The 14,892-nt window shown below is 68.0% G+C and carries 15 protein-coding genes; 8 read left to right on the forward strand and 7 right to left on the reverse strand.

Going from position 1 to position 14,892, the window contains the following annotated elements:
- Window positions 1-71: 71 nt before the first annotated feature.
- A complete protein-coding gene (locus AC5JCN_RS26130; RefSeq protein WP_495758076.1) occupies window positions 72-1,880 on the reverse strand; it encodes a long-chain-acyl-CoA synthetase in 1,809 nt (602 codons plus the stop codon).
- 114 nt (window positions 1,881-1,994) lie between these two features.
- Here AC5JCN_RS26130 and AC5JCN_RS26135 point away from each other — a divergent pair, with 114 nt between their 5' ends.
- On the forward strand, window positions 1,995-2,225 hold the full coding sequence (locus AC5JCN_RS26135; RefSeq protein WP_495758077.1) for a sulfurtransferase TusA family protein: 231 nt from the start codon (window positions 1,995-1,997) through the stop codon (window positions 2,223-2,225).
- A gap of 3 nt (window positions 2,226-2,228) precedes the next feature.
- On the opposite strand, the gene AC5JCN_RS26140 is transcribed toward AC5JCN_RS26135, so the two are convergent.
- Genes AC5JCN_RS26140 through AC5JCN_RS26150 form a run of 3 tightly spaced genes read right to left on the reverse strand, consistent with a single transcriptional unit; the run spans window position 2,229 to window position 5,713 of the window.
- Entirely contained in the window at window positions 2,229-3,368 is a 1,140-nt protein-coding gene (locus AC5JCN_RS26140; RefSeq protein ID WP_495758078.1) for a CobW family GTP-binding protein, read from the reverse strand.
- 1 nt (window position 3,369) lies between these two features.
- Window positions 3,370-4,269: an EamA family transporter gene (locus AC5JCN_RS26145; RefSeq protein WP_495758079.1), complete on the reverse strand. Its 900-nt coding sequence runs from the start codon at window positions 4,267-4,269 to the stop codon at window positions 3,370-3,372.
- A 19-nt stretch (window positions 4,270-4,288) separates the two neighbouring features.
- Window positions 4,289-5,713, reverse strand: coding sequence for a D-alanyl-D-alanine carboxypeptidase family protein (locus tag AC5JCN_RS26150; RefSeq protein WP_495758080.1), 1,425 nt, complete (start codon window positions 5,711-5,713; stop codon window positions 4,289-4,291).
- 198 nt (window positions 5,714-5,911) lie between these two features.
- Here AC5JCN_RS26150 and AC5JCN_RS26155 point away from each other — a divergent pair, with 198 nt between their 5' ends.
- Window positions 5,912-6,820 (forward strand): EamA family transporter, encoded by a 909-nt coding sequence (locus AC5JCN_RS26155; protein WP_495758081.1) that lies wholly within the window; start codon window positions 5,912-5,914, stop codon window positions 6,818-6,820.
- A gap of 92 nt (window positions 6,821-6,912) precedes the next feature.
- On the opposite strand, the gene AC5JCN_RS26160 is transcribed toward AC5JCN_RS26155, so the two are convergent.
- Window positions 6,913-7,179, reverse strand: coding sequence for a BolA family protein (locus AC5JCN_RS26160; protein ID WP_495758082.1), 267 nt, complete (start codon window positions 7,177-7,179; stop codon window positions 6,913-6,915).
- A gap of 128 nt (window positions 7,180-7,307) precedes the next feature.
- On the opposite strand from AC5JCN_RS26160, the gene AC5JCN_RS26165 reads away from it, so the two are divergent.
- The 5 genes from AC5JCN_RS26165 to AC5JCN_RS26185 all read left to right on the forward strand — a co-directional run bounded on the left by AC5JCN_RS26165 (window position 7,308) and on the right by AC5JCN_RS26185 (window position 12,583).
- A complete protein-coding gene (locus tag AC5JCN_RS26165; protein WP_495758083.1) occupies window positions 7,308-7,922 on the forward strand; it encodes a J domain-containing protein in 615 nt (204 codons plus the stop codon).
- 183 nt (window positions 7,923-8,105) lie between these two features.
- Window positions 8,106-9,101: a cobaltochelatase subunit CobS gene (gene cobS, locus AC5JCN_RS26170; RefSeq protein WP_495758084.1), complete on the forward strand. Its 996-nt coding sequence runs from the start codon at window positions 8,106-8,108 to the stop codon at window positions 9,099-9,101.
- A 50-nt stretch (window positions 9,102-9,151) separates the two neighbouring features.
- The gene (locus AC5JCN_RS26175) at window positions 9,152-9,652 is read left to right on the forward strand and encodes a DUF29 domain-containing protein (protein ID WP_495758085.1); all 501 of its coding nucleotides are present in this window, start codon (window positions 9,152-9,154) and stop codon (window positions 9,650-9,652) included.
- A gap of 1 nt (window position 9,653) precedes the next feature.
- Window positions 9,654-11,552 carry a cobaltochelatase subunit CobT gene (gene cobT / locus AC5JCN_RS26180; protein WP_495758086.1) on the forward strand — a complete coding sequence of 633 codons (1,899 nt, stop codon included), beginning with the start codon at window positions 9,654-9,656 and terminating at the stop codon, window positions 11,550-11,552.
- Window positions 11,549-12,583 carry an esterase-like activity of phytase family protein gene (locus tag AC5JCN_RS26185; protein ID WP_495758087.1) on the forward strand — a complete coding sequence of 345 codons (1,035 nt, stop codon included), beginning with the start codon at window positions 11,549-11,551 and terminating at the stop codon, window positions 12,581-12,583. Before cobT ends, AC5JCN_RS26185 begins: the two co-directional genes overlap by 4 nt.
- A gap of 8 nt (window positions 12,584-12,591) precedes the next feature.
- On the opposite strand, the gene AC5JCN_RS26190 is transcribed toward AC5JCN_RS26185, so the two are convergent.
- Window positions 12,592-13,197, reverse strand: coding sequence for a queuosine precursor transporter (locus AC5JCN_RS26190; protein ID WP_495758088.1), 606 nt, complete (start codon window positions 13,195-13,197; stop codon window positions 12,592-12,594).
- 78 nt (window positions 13,198-13,275) lie between these two features.
- On the reverse strand, window positions 13,276-13,566 hold the full coding sequence (rpmB, locus tag AC5JCN_RS26195) for a 50S ribosomal protein L28 (RefSeq protein ID WP_495758089.1): 291 nt from the start codon (window positions 13,564-13,566) through the stop codon (window positions 13,276-13,278).
- Between the two features lie 323 nt (window positions 13,567-13,889).
- Between rpmB and AC5JCN_RS26200 the strand changes: the two genes are divergently transcribed.
- Window positions 13,890-14,759 (forward strand): DUF3108 domain-containing protein, encoded by an 870-nt coding sequence (locus tag AC5JCN_RS26200; protein WP_495758090.1) that lies wholly within the window; start codon window positions 13,890-13,892, stop codon window positions 14,757-14,759.
- The last annotated feature ends 133 nt before the right edge of the window (window positions 14,760-14,892 follow it).

Genomic DNA, 14,892 nt, shown 5'->3' on the forward strand with positions numbered 1-14,892 from the left:
CAAGGGGGACGGGCGAGATCACGGTTTCTTTGGGGTTTCCGCGTGACGGGTGCGGGTGGCGCCGGTCGGCGTTACAGCCTCACCCCGCCACTCTTCAACTCACGCGCGCGGTCCGCGTCGAGCCGCACGAAACCGCCGGAGCGGGGATCGTCGAAGAAGATCGGATCCTGCGTCGCATCAGGATCGAAGCCCTGGGCAACAAGGTCGATCTTTCGCTGTTTGAACGTGCCGGTAACCTCGAGCGTATCCCGGAAGCGCAGGAACACCGGCCGGGCATAGTCGGGGAGGTTGCGGTCGATATGCGCCTTCAGCGCCTTGAGATCGATCCCAGCCGCGTCCGGCGAGACGAGCGCGGCCATGCCAGCCTTGCCGTCCATGCCGTCGATTCGCACGCCGTAGGCCGTGCATTCGGAAATGCCGGGGAATGCCGTCATCGTCTCCGACACCTCGGAGGTCGCCACGTTCTCGCCCTTCCAGCGGAAGGTGTCGCCGATCCGGTCGACGAAGAAGAAATAGCCGTCCGCGTCCCGGCGCATCAGGTCGCCCGAGCGGAACCAGGCGTCCCCCTTCTCGAAGACGTCGTGCAGGATCTTGGTGCGCGTCGCCGCCTTGTCCGCATAACCCTCGAACCGGTTGGCGGGCTTGGCGGGATCGTTGAGGATCTGGCCGATGACCTCGCCGGCCTCGCCGGGCATGCAGCGCTGGCAGTAGCCGTCCGGGCCACGGACCGGCTCCTCCTTCTCGACGTCGAAGCGAACGACCTCGACGACGAAACGCTTCTCCGCCCATTTCGGGATGCGGCCGACCGAACCCTCGCGGCTGTCGAGGTTGAAGAGGACGACATTGCCCTCGGTGGACGCGTAGAACTCCCGGATCTCGCGGATCCCGAAGCGCTCGACGAAGAGCGGCCAGACATCGGGCCTTAGCCCGTTGCCGCAGACGAGGCGGATGGAATGCGAGCGGTCGTGCGGCCCGACGGGCGCGTTGACGAGGTAGCGGCAGAGCTCGCCGATATAGAAGAACAGCGTGCAGCCATTGCGGACGATGTCGGGCCAGAACTCCCGCGCAGAGAAGCGCTCCCTGATCACGACGCTGCCGCCCTGGGTGAGGACGCCGAGCGTGGCGAGGCACCCGCCATTCGAATGGTACATGGGCAGGCAGTCATACATCCGGTCGGCCGGGCCGGTGTCCATGAGGGCGGAGAAGCCCATGCCCATGGCCATGATGCGGTAATGATTGATGTTGGCGGCCTTGGGCCACCCGGTCGTGCCCGACGTGTAGATATAGATGCAGCGGTCCTCGATGGTGACCGCCACCGTCTCGCCGGGGCCGAGCGGGCTCCCGTCCTGCGCATCGACGAGAGGCTCGAGACGCCGGCGGCCGGGCACGTCGGCTCCATGCACGTAAAGCGGGGGAGACGTGCCGAGGAATGGCACGGCGCTGTCGAAAGCATCGACGAGAGCCGCACCGGCCACAGCGAGCTTAGGCTCGACGATCGCGATGCAATGCGCCAGCGCCTGTCCCGTCAGGTTGGTGTTCAGCAACGCGGTGACACCGCCGATGCGGGCCAGCCCGAGCCAGAAGCACAGGTAGTCTGGAGAATTGTGCATCAGCAGGGCGACGACATCGCCCTTGCCGATCCCCTCCGACCGCGCCCAGCGGGCATAACGGACGATGCGCTCGTCCATCTCCCGGTAGGTCAGGGTAGTGCCGTCGCCGATCAGCGCGGGGCGGTCGGCGTGGAGCCTGGCGGCGGCCGCGATGACGTCGTTCATCGTGCGGCCGGGGTTGCGCGCGATCGGCGAGGCACGGCGCAGGATCCGGATGGATCCGGTAAGATAGGCGAGTTCGCTTCGCAGCCGGCCCATCATCGACGCCATGGCGTCTCCCCTTGCACACGGCAGCCGTCTCGAGGCGCCGTCGACCGCATCATGCCGCCGCGGCCGCGCCTGTGATAGAGAGCGCCGCGCAATCGAATGGGGAAAGGCCCGCGCATGGCGGCGGACGACGAGCATCTGGACCTGCGTGGGCTGAAGTGCCCGCTTCCCGCACTCAGAACCCGCAAGCGCCTCGCGGGCATGGCATCCGGCAGCCTCCTCGTGGTGGAGGCCACCGACCCGATGTCCGCCATCGACATTCCGAATATGTCGCGGGAGACCGGGGACCGTGTGGAGGCGCAGGAGCGCGACGGACCGGTGCTGCGGTTCCGCATCCGCAAGGCCTGACGCTCAGGCATTTCCGCGCGGCAGCGCCAGCGGGTTCTGCGTGAGCGCGGCGCGATCCGGGGTATCGACGGACGGGACGTTCATGAACGCGTCCCACATGCGCCTGACGACGGATGGATCGAGGTCGCGGACGATGAAGACGAGCCGCGTTCGGCGATCGAACCCCGGCCAGCCTGGAAGCAGGACCGGCGGGTGGATCAAGCTCTGAACGGCATGCACGACCAGCGGACGGCCTGGCTCCTCGGAAATGGCGACAAGGCCTTTCAGGCGCAGCAGATGCTGCCCCTGCGTCGAGGTGAGCAGAATGAGGAACATCTCGACCGCACCGGCCGGCACCACGGCGTCAGTCACGATCGAGAAGGACCGGATGTGGTCGTCGTGGCGGCTGACGTCGTGGGCATCCTGCCTCTCGCCAGCCGCGCTGTGGTCATGGCCCTCGTGCCCGGCGGACCCTTCCGCCGCCGCATAGGCCTCGGCATTCAACCAGGTCGCAACGTCCGAGATCTTGCCCGACGGATCCCACGGCCCGGCTTCGAGCAGAGCAGCCGGGGTCGCCTGGCCGCGGGCTGCGTCGAGCACGGGGGCCCCGGGGTTCAGCCTCCGCAGGCGCTTCAGCAGCGCGCCCGCATTGGCCTCGCCCGCCGGAACGAGATCCGTCTTGGTCAGCACGATGCGGTCGGCGACAGCGGCCTGCTTCACCGCCTCGGGCTGCGCGTCCAGCGTCCCCATGCCGTTCACGGCGTCGACCAGCGTCACCACTCCGTCCAGCCGGAACCGCGCGGCGAGCAGCGGATGGGCAAGCAGCGTATGCAGGATGGGGGCGGGATCGGCGAGGCCGGTCGTCTCGATCACCACGCGGCGAATGTCGGAGCCGCCTTCGTCTATGCGCGCGAGCAAGCCTTCGAGAGCCGACACGAGGTCACCCCGCACCGTGCAGCACAGGCACCCCGACGCGAGCAGGATCATGTCGCCGGAAACGGCCTCCACCAGCTCGTGGTCGAGTCCGATCTCGCCGAACTCGTTGACGAGCACGGCCGTGTCGGCCAGCGCGGGATCGCGCAGCAGCCGGTTGAGCAAGGTCGTCTTGCCCGCGCCGAGAAAGCCGGTGAGCAGGGTGACGGGAATGGCGGCGGGCGCGGCCATCTCAGGACGCCATCGCCGGAATCGCCGTGCGCCGCCGCTCGGCCATCACGTTGGCGACGATGGCGAGGAGGACGCAGAGGCCACCAAGATACTGGACGGCGGAGAGTCTCTCTCCCAGCACGACGGCCGAGGTGAGGGCGGCGATGACGGGCTCGATGCAGAAGGCGAGCCCGGCAACGACGGCGCGGATGCGCACGAGCGCCAGCATGTGCAGCACGAAGCCGACGAGGTAGCCGCCGATGTTGAGCGCCATGGCCAGCGGCGCGAGCAGCACCGCCGAGGCGGGCTGGAGGCCGCCCGTGAGCAGCGCCGCGACGACGACGATGGGCAGAACTCCGATCTGGATCCAGATCACCTTCGGGAGCGTGGGTGTACGCACGCAGCGGTTGGCCGCGAAGAACTGGACGACGGCCGAAAGGCTCGCGCCTGCAGCCAGGAGCAGGCCGCGCGGGTCGAGGTCACCGATGCCGGGGCCCACGACGAGCACCACCCCGATGAAGGCCAGCAGCACCACGCCCAGCAGCGCGGCATCGAGCCGGCGGCCATCGACATAGGGGCTGAGCAGCACGATGAGGATCGGGAAGGTGTAGAAGATGACGGCCGCCACCGCGACGGGGATGTACGCGACCGAGCAGATGTAGCAGATCGAAACGCCGGCACTGCCCAGCATGAGGACGAGAAACGGGCGCCTCTCTTCCCGGGGCACTCCGATGCCCGATCGCATGACCAGTGCCGCCGCGCTCGCTGCAGCCAGCATGGCGACGACGCGCCAGGTGACGAGCGTCGTGCCGCTGACGCCCTCGAAGGCGGCGACGCGGGCGAAGGCGATGTTAAAGCCGTAGGACGCCGCCGCGCCGAGCGCGAGAAGCAGGCCCCCTGGGGCGGCGGCAGGGAGGGACATGCGGGTGACCGGAAAGTCCCTACTCGGCCATGATGGACGGCGTCGCCGCGGCGGTCGGCTTGGTCTTTCCTGCCACAGGCTTCACCGGCTTTTTCGCCGTGACCTTCTTGTCCGCCGGCTTCTTCGCCGAGGCGGCAGCCTTCTCGGACGCCTTGCCTGCCGTCTTGGCGGAAACGGCTGAGGGCTTTGCGGCAACCTTGCCTTTGGCCTTCAGCCCCTTGGACGGCGCGCCGGGCTTGAGCTTGATCGGAAGGGCACCAGCGTCAGGCTCGCCCTCACCGGCATAGGCCGTGGCCGTCTTGACCGGCGTGGATCCGGCATTCGCGGCCACTGGCGCGGTGTCGGAACCGGGCGCACGGCCGAGGAAGACCGGCAAGGTCTCGAGCGGACCCCGCGGCGCGAGGCGGCCGGGGCGCTCGCCGCGGACGCCGTTGCTCGTCTGGCTGCCGAAGAAGTTGGCGACCGCGACGCCGGAATTCACGCCCGCTCCGTTCTCGCCTTCCTCTTCCGACGCGACGGCCGGCCGGTTGCGGCCGCACACCTCGTCGCGAACGTCCGGCGGCGTCGTGATGCCCGACGGAGCGAGCCCGTCGAGCGTGCCCTGCGAGGAAAAGAAGAAGGACGAGGCGAAACCTTTGTCGAGCAGGTCCGCCGCCTTGATGACCCGGTCGGCGCCCGAGGATGCGCCCATGACCACGGCGATCAACCGGCGCCCGTTGCGCTCGGCGGCTGCGACGAGGTTGAAGCCGGAGGCGCAGATGAAGCCTGTCTTCATCCCGATGACGCCGGGATACCGTCCGACGAGGCCATTGGTGTTCTGCATCACCCGGTCGCCGAGCTGCACCGCGCCAATGGCGAAATAGCCGTCCCAGTCGGGAAAGTCGCGCAGGATGGAATTGGCGAGGATGGCCATGTCGCGCGCCGAGGTCTGCTGGCCCACGGCCGGCAGTCCATTCGGGTTGACGAAGCGGCTCTCGTGCATGCCGAGGCGGACCGCCTCCTGGTTCATCATCTCGGCGAAATTCTCGACCGAACCCCCGACGCCCTCTGCCACGACCACGGCCATGTCATTGGCCGACTTCACGAGCATCATCTTCAGGGCGTTGTCGAGCGTCACCTCCGTGCCAGGCCGGGCACCTACCTTGGAGGGCTTCTGCGAAGCCGCGCGCATCGAGATCGGGATCGCCGTGTCGAAGCTGATGCGCCCGTCACGGACTGCATGCATCGCGACATAGGCCGTCATCAGCTTCGTCACCGACGCCGGCTGCCACGGCATGGTGGCGTTCTCGGCCATCAGCACCTTGCCGGACCCCGCCTCGACCAGCACGTAGGGCGTCAGTGCCCAGGCTCCAGCTGGCACAACCACAGCGAGTATTGCCGCGACGAAAGCGGTCTTCAGGTTGCAGGCGAGGGCGACGGGGAAGCGATACGGCGAAAGCGTCATTACGGGTCCGTTGTTGCGCGCGCTCGGAGCTGTGGCTCTTCGCGGCGCCACGTATGACGGCGCCGGCACGGCCTACTCCTATCCCGAGACGCTCGATTTGCCTAGGGTTTGACTGCCTGTTACTGACCGAACATGGCCTCGTTCGGGCAGCGACTCGCCTGCTTCGCGCCGCCTCCTTCCCCCGCCTGACAGGTCCCGATGCTGGCCGCAGTCTTTCCCTGGCTCTGGATTCCGATCACCCTTGTCGCTGCCGCGGCGCAGACGGCGCGCAACGCCATGCAGCGCAGTCTCACCGAGACGCTGGGCACGGTGGGCGCGACCCAGGTGCGGTTCCTCTACGGATTCCCGTTCGCGCTCATCTTCCTGGCGCTGGTCTGCCTTGCGCTGGCAGCGCCTCCTCCGGCTCCGGGCGGGCGGTTCCTGCTGTTCGTGCTGGCGGGTGCACTGGCCCAGATCGTCGCCACGGCCCTGATGCTCGCCGCCATGCGCGAGCGCTCCTTCTCCGTCACGACCGCCTATCTGAAGACCGAACCCGTGCAGGTGGCTCTCTTCGGCGTGGCGGTCCTGGGAGACCACCTGCCGTTGGCCGCTTACGCCGCCATCCTGATCGCGACGTCGGGCGTGGTGATGATGGCCTTGAGACCCGGCGCGTCGTCCGGCTCGAGCGTCCGTCCTGCGCTGCTCGGCCTTGCGGCCGGCGCGTTCTTCGCGATGTCGGCCATCGGCTTTCGCGGCGGCGTGCTGGCGTTGGGCGACGCCTCGTTCGTCCTGCGGGCGACGACCACACTGGTCTGGTCGCTCGGGGTTCAGACCGTGATCCTGCTGGTCTGGCTTGCGCTCTTCAACCGTGTGGCCCTGCTGAAGAGCTTCCAGGCTTGGCGTGCCTCGCTGTTCGCCGGTTTCATGGGCGCCTTCGGCTCGCAGTTCTGGTTTCTCGGCTTTGCGCTGACCAGCGCGGCCAATGTCCGGACGCTGGCCCTTGTCGAGGTCATCTTTGCCCAGATCGTCTCACGCCGCCTCTTCGACCAGAACACCTCACGCCGCGACGTGCTCGGTATGGCGCTGATCGTCGTCGGCGTCGGACTTCTGATGGCGGTGCAGGGATAAGGGACGAAGCCCGGCGTTGGACCGCGGGCCTCCAGGCCCGCTTTTTTTGACTGAGGGAGAAAAGCGCGTCCGGAGACGCGCGGTCCCGGACCCTACTCCCCCGGCGCCTTGGCACTGATCGCGAGGGCGTGGACGCGCCCCGCGAGTTCCTCGGCGAGAAGGCTATTGACCATGCGGTGGCGCTCCACCCTCCCCTTGCCGCGGAAGGCTTCAGACACCACTTCGACCCTGAAATGGGTTTCGCCGCCCTCCCGCCAGCCACCGTGCCCGCGATGGTTCTCCGACTCGTCGGCGACGCTGAGTGACGTCGGCGCGAGGGCATCGCTCAGCTTGCGGCTAATCGCCTCCTTGATGGCCATTCCTTCACCCTTTCGCGTGTTCCTGCGAGCGGGAACCCTCCTGTGTCCGGGTTCCAACCGCAAGCGTCATGTCGAAGTTGCGCCCATGGCCTTGCCCGGGCGGCCCCGTCCCTCATAATGCCCTGACGATGAATCTCAACTCGCCCCTCTTCGACCGCATCCGCTCCAGGCCCCGTCGCGCCGAGGCGGCGCAGCCGCGCCCGTCCGCCCTCCGCTGCGAGCATCCCGGCTGCGAGGCCCATGGGGAGCATCGCGCGCCGAAGGGGCGCGGGCAGGAGGGCCAGTACTGGCGCTTCTGTCTCGACCATGTCCGCGCCTACAACCAGTCGTACAACTACTTCGCCGGCATGACCGACGACGCCGTTCAGGCCTACCAGAAGGACGCCATGGTGGGCCACAGGCCGACCTGGTCGATGGGCGTCAACGGCGCCGCGGCGCACGCCAAGCCGCACGGGCCGGACGCCGAGTTCACCTATGACGATCCGCTCGGCGTCTTCCGCGCCGCCCAGGCCGCGCGCCGGCCCACGCCGGAGCCTCAACCGCGCGTCGGCCCCGTCGCACGGCGGGCCTATGACGCATTGGGCCTGGACGAGACCGCCGACAAGGCCGCCGTGAAGGCGCGCTACAAGCAGCTCGTGAAGCAGTTCCATCCGGATGCTAACGGCGGGGACCGGTCGCTCGAAGGCCGGCTGCAGGAGATCATCAAGGCCTACAATACCCTCAAGGCCGCCAAGCTGGCCTGATCCGGGCCTGCACTGGCGCCGTGGCCGGGGCTCGCTTGGCGCCGTGGGTGCGATTGCCTCCGGCCCGGGCTGCCCTTAATGATGGGCGGGAGGGCCGCCAGCCCCCCGCTGGAACCCGGGGAGGCGTTTGCCGGAGCGCAGGCGCCGAACCCGCCCAGAATGTTGAATGCCCTGCGAGGATCCATGTCCGCCTTGACGCCTGCGACCGAGTCCCTCCCCGGAATGCCTGACATGAAGGTGTCCGCCCGCCAGGTGTTCGGGATCGACAGCGATATGGAAGTGCCGGCCTTCTCGGAGCCGGACGCCCACGTCCCCGACCTCGACCCCGACTACCTGTTCGACAAGGCGACGACGCTCGCCATTCTCGCAGGCTTTGCGCGCAACCGCCGCGTGATGGTGACCGGCTACCATGGCACGGGCAAGTCGACCCATATCGAGCAGGTCGCGGCCCGGCTGAACTGGCCCTGCGTGCGCATCAATCTCGACAGCCACGTCTCCCGCCTCGACCTCGTCGGCAAGGACGCGATCGTTCTGAAGGACGGCAAGCAGATCACCGAGTTCCAGGACGGCATCCTGCCGTGGGCCCTGCAGAACAACGTGGCGCTGTGCTTCGACGAGTACGACGCGGGCCGCCCGGACGTGATGTTCGTCATCCAGCGCGTGCTGGAGATCTCCGGCAAGCTGACGCTGCTGGACCAGAAGCGCGTCATCCGACCGCATCCGGCCTTCCGCCTCTTCGCCACGGCCAACACTGTGGGCCTGGGCGACACGTCCGGCCTCTATCACGGCACCCAGCAGATCAACCAGGGCCAGATGGACCGCTGGTCGATCGTTACGACGCTGAACTATCTGCCGCACGACAACGAGGTCGACATCGTGCTGGCCAAGGCCAAGCACTACACGGGCAAGGAAGGCCGCGACATCGTCAACAAGATGGTGCGCGTCGCCGATCTCACCCGCAACGCCTTCATCAACGGCGACCTGTCGACCGTGATGAGCCCGCGCACGGTGATCACCTGGGCCGAGAACGCCGACATCTTCAAGGACATCGGCTTCGCCTTCCGGCTCACCTTCGTCAACAAGTGCGACGAACTGGAGCGCCCGCTCGTTGCGGAGTTCTACCAGCGCTGCTTCGGCCAGGAGCTGCCGGAGAGTTCGGTGAACGTGGCGCTGACGTAGAGGCGTTGGAGCGACCGGCGCCTTTTCGGAGCCGGAGAGAGGTGCGAGGGATGGCCCAGTCACTGAAGGAACCGAAGGCTTCGGCCCCGGCAGGTTCTTCCGGGGCACCCCAGCTCATCCGGATCGATGACGATTATTGCGCTTGGGTCGAGCAGCAGGCCGCGCTTTTGCGCGAGGGGCGGCTCGATGCGATTGACCTCTTGAATGTTGCTGAAGAGCTCTCCGACATGGGGAAATCGGAAAGGCATCGCCTGCAGAGTTCGCTGAGAGTGCTCCTCACCCACATGCTGAAATGGGACCAGCAGCCCGAACGCCGCTCCAAGAGTTGGGTCTTCAGCATCCGCGAACAACGCCGGAGGATTGAACGGCTTCTCCGCGACAGCCCGAGCCTCAGGAGGCATTCGGGCGAGGTCTGTGCGGACGCCTACGTCGACGCAAGGGGACGTGCGTCAATCGAGACAGACTTGGTCGAAGAGGATTTCCCTGTGGACTGCCCTTACACCTGGGACGAGATCATGACGCGTCCCTTTGCCACCGACGATCAGGCCTGACGTGAGCAGCACCCCGACCAATCGCAAGCCGCCACAGCCCAAGGAAGCTCCGGCCGAGCCGTTCAAGCGCGCCGTTGCCGGCTGCATGCGCTCGCTCGCCCGCCGTCCGGAGCTGGAGATCACCTTCGCCTCCGACCGGCCGTCCCTGACGCCGGAGCGCGCCAGGCTGCCCGATCCGCCGCGCAAGATGAGCGCGACCGACGCTGCCATCGTGCGTGGCCATGCCGACGCGATGGCGCTGCGGCTCGCCTGCCACGATTCCGGCGTGCACCGGAAACTGGCGCCCGAGGGGCAGGCGGCCCGCGCCGTCTTTGACGCCGTGGAGCAGGCACGCGTCGAGGCCATCGGCTCGAAGCGCATGGCGGGCGTCGCCACCAATCTCGGGGCGATGCTCGAGGACCGCTTTCACCGCGGCAACTACCACGAGATTACAGATAGAGCCGACGCGCCGCTCGAGGACGCGGTGGCGATGATCGCGCGCGAGCGCATGACCGGGCTGAAGCCGCCGCCGGCGGCGCAGCGCATCGTCGACCTCTGGCGCCCGTGGGTCGAGGAGAAGGCCGGCGCGGAGCTGGACCGCCTGGGCGACACGCTGGAAAACCAGCGCGCCTTCGCACGCTCGGTTCGCGACCTTCTCGTCAGCCTCGACATGGCCGAGGAGAGCAAGGCCGACTCCGACGACCAGGAGGACGACGACAAGGACGGCGAGAACGAGCCCGACCAGCAGCAGCAGGAGGGCGAGTCCGAGGACCAGAGCTCGTCCGAGCGCGCCGAGGCCGAGGCCACGGACGAGGCCTCCGACGACATGGAGGAAGGCCAGTCGGAGACCTCCGACGGCCCGACCTCCGACATGCCCGATGACTACGACGAAGCCGAGGGCGACGATCCGGCCGAGGCTTGGCGGCCCCCGCCGTCCAGTGCGCGGGAAAACCGCGGCCCGGACTACAAGGCCTTCGTCACCCGCTTCGACGAGGTGGCGACGGCCGAGGAGCTCTGCGATCCCGAGGAACTCGCCCGGCTGCGGGCCTATCTGGACAAGCAGCTCGGCCATCTGCAGGGCGTCGTCGCACGGCTGGCGAACCGGCTGCAGCGAAGGCTGATGGCGCAGCAGAACCGCGCCTGGGAGTTCGACCTCGAGGAGGGAGCGCTGGATCCAGCGCGCCTGCCGCGCATCGTCATGGACCCCTACCAGCCCCTGTCCTTCAAGCGCGAGAAGGACATGAACTTCCGCGACACGGTGGTGACGCTGCTGCTGGACAATTCCGGCTCAATGCGCGGCCGGCCGATCACGGTCGCCGCCACCTGTGCCGACATCCTTGCACGCACGCTGGAGCGCTGCGGGGTTAAGGTCGAAATCCTGGGCTTCACGACGCGGGCCTGGAAGGGCGGGCAGTCGCGCGAGGCCTGGCTGCAGTCCGGCAAGCCCGCCGCTCCCGGGCGGCTGAACGACCTGCGCCACATCGTCTACAAGGCAGCCGACGCTCCCTGGCGCCGGGCCCGCAAGAATCTCGGCCTGATGATGCGCGAGGGACTGCTGAAGGAGAACATCGACGGCGAGGCGCTGGACTGGGCCCACAAGCGCCTGCTCGGCCGCACCGAGCAGCGCAAGATCCTGATGATGATCTCCGACGGCGCCCCGGTCGACGACTCCACTCTCTCGGTGAACCCCGGCAACTACCTCGAGAAGCACCTGCGCTGGGTCATCGAGGACATCGAGACGAGGTCGCCGGTGGAACTCATCGCCATCGGCATCGGCCATGACGTGACGCGCTACTACCGGCGTGCCGTGACCATCGTCGATGCCGAGGAACTCGGCGGCGCCATGACCGAAAAGCTGGCCGAGCTGTTCGACGAACACGGGCCGGCGGCTCCTGCCCCGCGTCGCCTCGCCCGCGCATGAGGCTTCTGTCCCGGCGCCGCTTCCTGGCCATGGCAGGGGCGGCGGCAGCGGGCTCCGCGGCCCCCGCCCGGGCGTGGGACCTCGCCACGTCCGGTCCGCGGCAGGTCACCGTCACGGCAAATGCGTTCGACGACCTGCTGCCGTTCATCTCCGGCCGGACGCGTTTCGGGACGCTGGATTTCCTTGGCGGTCTCGTCCTCACCTGTCCGGACGCGCAGTTCGGCGGTTTCTCCGGCCTGTGGGTTTCGCCGGACGGGAGCGACCTGATCGCCATCGGCGACACCGGCACGTGGTTCTCGGCGCGCATTCTCTACGACGGAACGCGTCTCAAGGGGCTGGATCGGGCGGTGCTGGCGGGTGTCTATGCCCCGGGCAGCCAGTCCTTCGGCGTAGGCCGGCGTGGCGACTGCGAGGGGCTCGCGATCTCCGGGGGCGTCGCCTACGTCTCGCTGGAGCGGCGCCCCGAACTGCTCCGCTTCGCGCTCGGCAGGGATGCGGCGCAGCCGGATTTCCGGGCTCCCGGCGTGCCGGTTCCCAGTCCTCCCGCCACTCGAAACCTGCCGGCCAACATGGGGCTGGAGGCGATCGGCATCCTGCCGGCCGGCCGTTTCGCTGGCACCGTCATCGGCATCGCCGAGCAATCCGAGCCGGGCGACCTGTCGCCGACGGAAGGCTTTTTCCTGCATCCGGCACGGCCCGGCGGCTTCCGGATGAGCCGCCGCGACGGCTTCGATATCACCGACCTCGCCTTTCTGCCGTCCGGCGACATGCTGGTGCTCGAACGCCGCTTCCGCCTGCTCGACGGCGTCTCGGCGCGGATCCGGCGGATCAGGCTGGCAGACATCGTGCCGGATGCGCTGCTGGACGGGCCGGAGATCGTCATGCTGCCGATGGCGACGCGCATCGACAACATGGAAGGGCTCGCCGTCCACCGTGGCCGGGACGGCGCGCCGGTTCTCAGCCTGATATCGGACGACAATTTCTCGGTGCTGCAGAAAACGGTTCTGCTGCAGTTCCGGCTGGACGGTTGACTCTGGCCTCAGCGCGGAGCCGCGGCACGCTCCCGCTCCGCCGGGATCACGACCGAGAGGAGTGCGCCGTAGGGGACCAGCGCCAGGAGCGCGAGCACGACCTTCACGGCGAAATCGCACAGAGCGAGGCTCACCCAGAGCGGCATGGCCTGGACGCCCGCGAAGTGCACGGTGCCCGACATGTCGGGATCGCCGGCAAAGGCGATGGAGAAGAAGAGGGCCGTGTCCACCGCCGAGCCGAACAGGCTGCCCACCAGCGGCGCGTGCCACCACGCCTGCCGCCGCAGGCGATTGAAGACGCCGATGTCGAGCAGCTGGCCGACGAGGAAGGCGGTACCGGACGCGACCGCGATGCGCGGCGTGGCAAGGGCGAAGGACAGCATCACCGCGACCACGAAGCCAGCCGCAACGAGCTTGCGCGCGGTAGGCGCGCCGTAGCGGCGGTTGGTCAGGTCGGTGACGAGGAAGGACACCGGGTACGTGAAAGCGCCCCAGGTGAGGTAGTCGCCGAGCCCGAGCGGAGTGAACGGGTACTGCACCAGCACGTTGGAGGCCACGACGACGAGCGTCATGGCGATGACGGGAAGTGCGAGGCGGTGCAGGGTCTCGTTCATCTCGGCGCTCCCGTCCGCGCAAAACGAAGAAACCCCGCTCCGGGCGGAGCGGGGTCCCGAATGTCCCGGCCGTCCGCCTTACTGGGCGGTGGCGATCTTCTTCTCGATCTCGCGCTTCAGGTCGCGGGCGCCCTGCGACAGGTCATCGGTAGAGGCCTTCACGAGGAAGGCGTCGAGGCCGCCGCGGTGCTCGACCGAGCGAAGCGCATGCGCGGTGACGCGCAGACGGAACGAGCGCTGCAGCGCGTCCGACTGCAAGGTCACGTGGCACAGGTTCGGCAGAAAGCGCCGCTTCGTCTTGCGGTTCGAGTGGCTGACCAGATGCCCGGTCTGCACGCCCTTGCCCGTCAATTCACACCGACGTGCCATGTTCTCAGATCCTTCGCCGTCTCGCGGTGCCCGCCCCGCTGAAAGAGCGAAGGCGGCCGAGGCCGCCGACGGGAGCACGCATGCATTCGTTGGGCGGTGCTATAGTGGACTGGACGGCGCAACGTCAAGTCGCGCGGCGCGCGTACCCGGCCGGTTTTCGCCCCGCCGCCCGACCATGTGGCTCGCGCCACGCGCGGGCAGTCGCCATGATGCCCCCGAATCAGTCAAGATGGCGCGCCACGAAAGCGACTCCTTCCGTTGCGACGCTCGGATGATGCCCTCCCGGTCGAAGCGCCGGGGCGTCCCTTGGAACGAACCGACCGATGCGCCATCCGACTGTCCGCCCCCCGCGCCGCCTTCGTGCCGCTCGCCCGTTTATTTGGCTCGCCTTTGCTGCGTCCGCCGCTGCCATCGTCCCGGCGCATGCCGATACGGTCGGCGTCCAGTACGCCCTGAGCCTGGCGGGCCTGCCGATCGGAACGGCGACGCTGAACGGCAACTTCGACCGCGAGGCCTACAAGGTCGACGTGCGTGCCAAGCTGACCGGCCTGGCGGGGATGCTGACCAGCGGCAAGGGCGCGGGCACGTCCACCGGGGTCATGGACAAGGGCAAGATCGAGCCGTCCAGCTACGCGCTGATCTCGGGCGGATCGAGCAACACCTACACGGTACGAATGGCCCTGAATGCGGGGGCGGTCGGCGACATCGAGATCACGCCGCCTCTCGATCCGAAGGCTGACCGCGTGCCGGTTCTGACCGAGCACAAGAAGGGGGTCGTCGACCCCGTCAGCGCGCTCCTGATGCCCGTGCCCGCCGGCGCCAAGCTGCTGGATCCGACCTCGTGCAACCGCACGATCCCGGTGTTCGACGGGGCCGGCCGCTTCGACGTCACGCTGAGCTACAGCGAGACCAAGACGGTCGAGGTGAAGGGCTATTCGGGACCCGTGGTGGTGTGTTCCGCGAGGTACATCCCGATTTCCGGCCACCGAACCGGTCGCAAGTCGACCCAGTTCATGGCGGAAAACCGTGACATGGAGGCCTGGCTGGCTCCCGTCGAGGGTGCCCGGGTCCTGGTCCCGATGCGCATCTCGGTGCGGACGATGATCGGAACGACGGTGATCGAGGCGAACCGCTTTACGGTGACCAAGACGACCGCCTCGGATGTCACGGGCACGCCGGCGTCGGGGAACTGACAGAGCCCGAGAATCTTCGCGCCAGCGCATGCGATTGGTTAACCAAGTTCCCGACAAGACGGCAGCGAGGGGCCAATCGAGCGGAGCTTGCAGGGCGTCGAGCGACCAACACGAAAAAGATCTTTGTGCGTTG

This window comes from Alsobacter sp. (genome assembly GCF_059501845.1).

Bases quoted from the DNA above. Each gene is read 5' to 3' on its own strand.
- AC5JCN_RS26130 (WP_495758076.1), bottom strand. From the start codon at position 1,880: ATGGCGTCGATGATGGGCCGGCTGCGAAGCGAACTCGCCTATCTTACC.
- AC5JCN_RS26135 (WP_495758077.1), top strand. From the start codon at position 1,995: ATGGCGGCGGACGACGAGCATCTGGACCTGCGTGGGCTGAAGTGCCCG.
- AC5JCN_RS26140 (WP_495758078.1), bottom strand. From the start codon at position 3,368: ATGGCCGCGCCCGCCGCCATTCCCGTCACCCTGCTCACCGGCTTTCTC.
- AC5JCN_RS26145 (WP_495758079.1), bottom strand. From the start codon at position 4,269: ATGTCCCTCCCTGCCGCCGCCCCAGGGGGCCTGCTTCTCGCGCTCGGC.
- AC5JCN_RS26150 (WP_495758080.1), bottom strand. From the start codon at position 5,713: ATGACGCTTTCGCCGTATCGCTTCCCCGTCGCCCTCGCCTGCAACCTG.
- AC5JCN_RS26155 (WP_495758081.1), top strand. From the start codon at position 5,912: ATGCTGGCCGCAGTCTTTCCCTGGCTCTGGATTCCGATCACCCTTGTC.
- AC5JCN_RS26160 (WP_495758082.1), bottom strand. From the start codon at position 7,179: ATGGCCATCAAGGAGGCGATTAGCCGCAAGCTGAGCGATGCCCTCGCG.
- AC5JCN_RS26165 (WP_495758083.1), top strand. From the start codon at position 7,308: ATGAATCTCAACTCGCCCCTCTTCGACCGCATCCGCTCCAGGCCCCGT.
- cobS (WP_495758084.1), top strand. From the start codon at position 8,106: ATGTCCGCCTTGACGCCTGCGACCGAGTCCCTCCCCGGAATGCCTGAC.
- AC5JCN_RS26175 (WP_495758085.1), top strand. From the start codon at position 9,152: ATGGCCCAGTCACTGAAGGAACCGAAGGCTTCGGCCCCGGCAGGTTCT.
- AC5JCN_RS26185 (WP_495758087.1), top strand. From the start codon at position 11,549: ATGAGGCTTCTGTCCCGGCGCCGCTTCCTGGCCATGGCAGGGGCGGCG.
- AC5JCN_RS26190 (WP_495758088.1), bottom strand. From the start codon at position 13,197: ATGAACGAGACCCTGCACCGCCTCGCACTTCCCGTCATCGCCATGACG.
- rpmB (WP_495758089.1), bottom strand. From the start codon at position 13,566: ATGGCACGTCGGTGTGAATTGACGGGCAAGGGCGTGCAGACCGGGCAT.
- AC5JCN_RS26200 (WP_495758090.1), top strand. From the start codon at position 13,890: ATGCGCCATCCGACTGTCCGCCCCCCGCGCCGCCTTCGTGCCGCTCGC.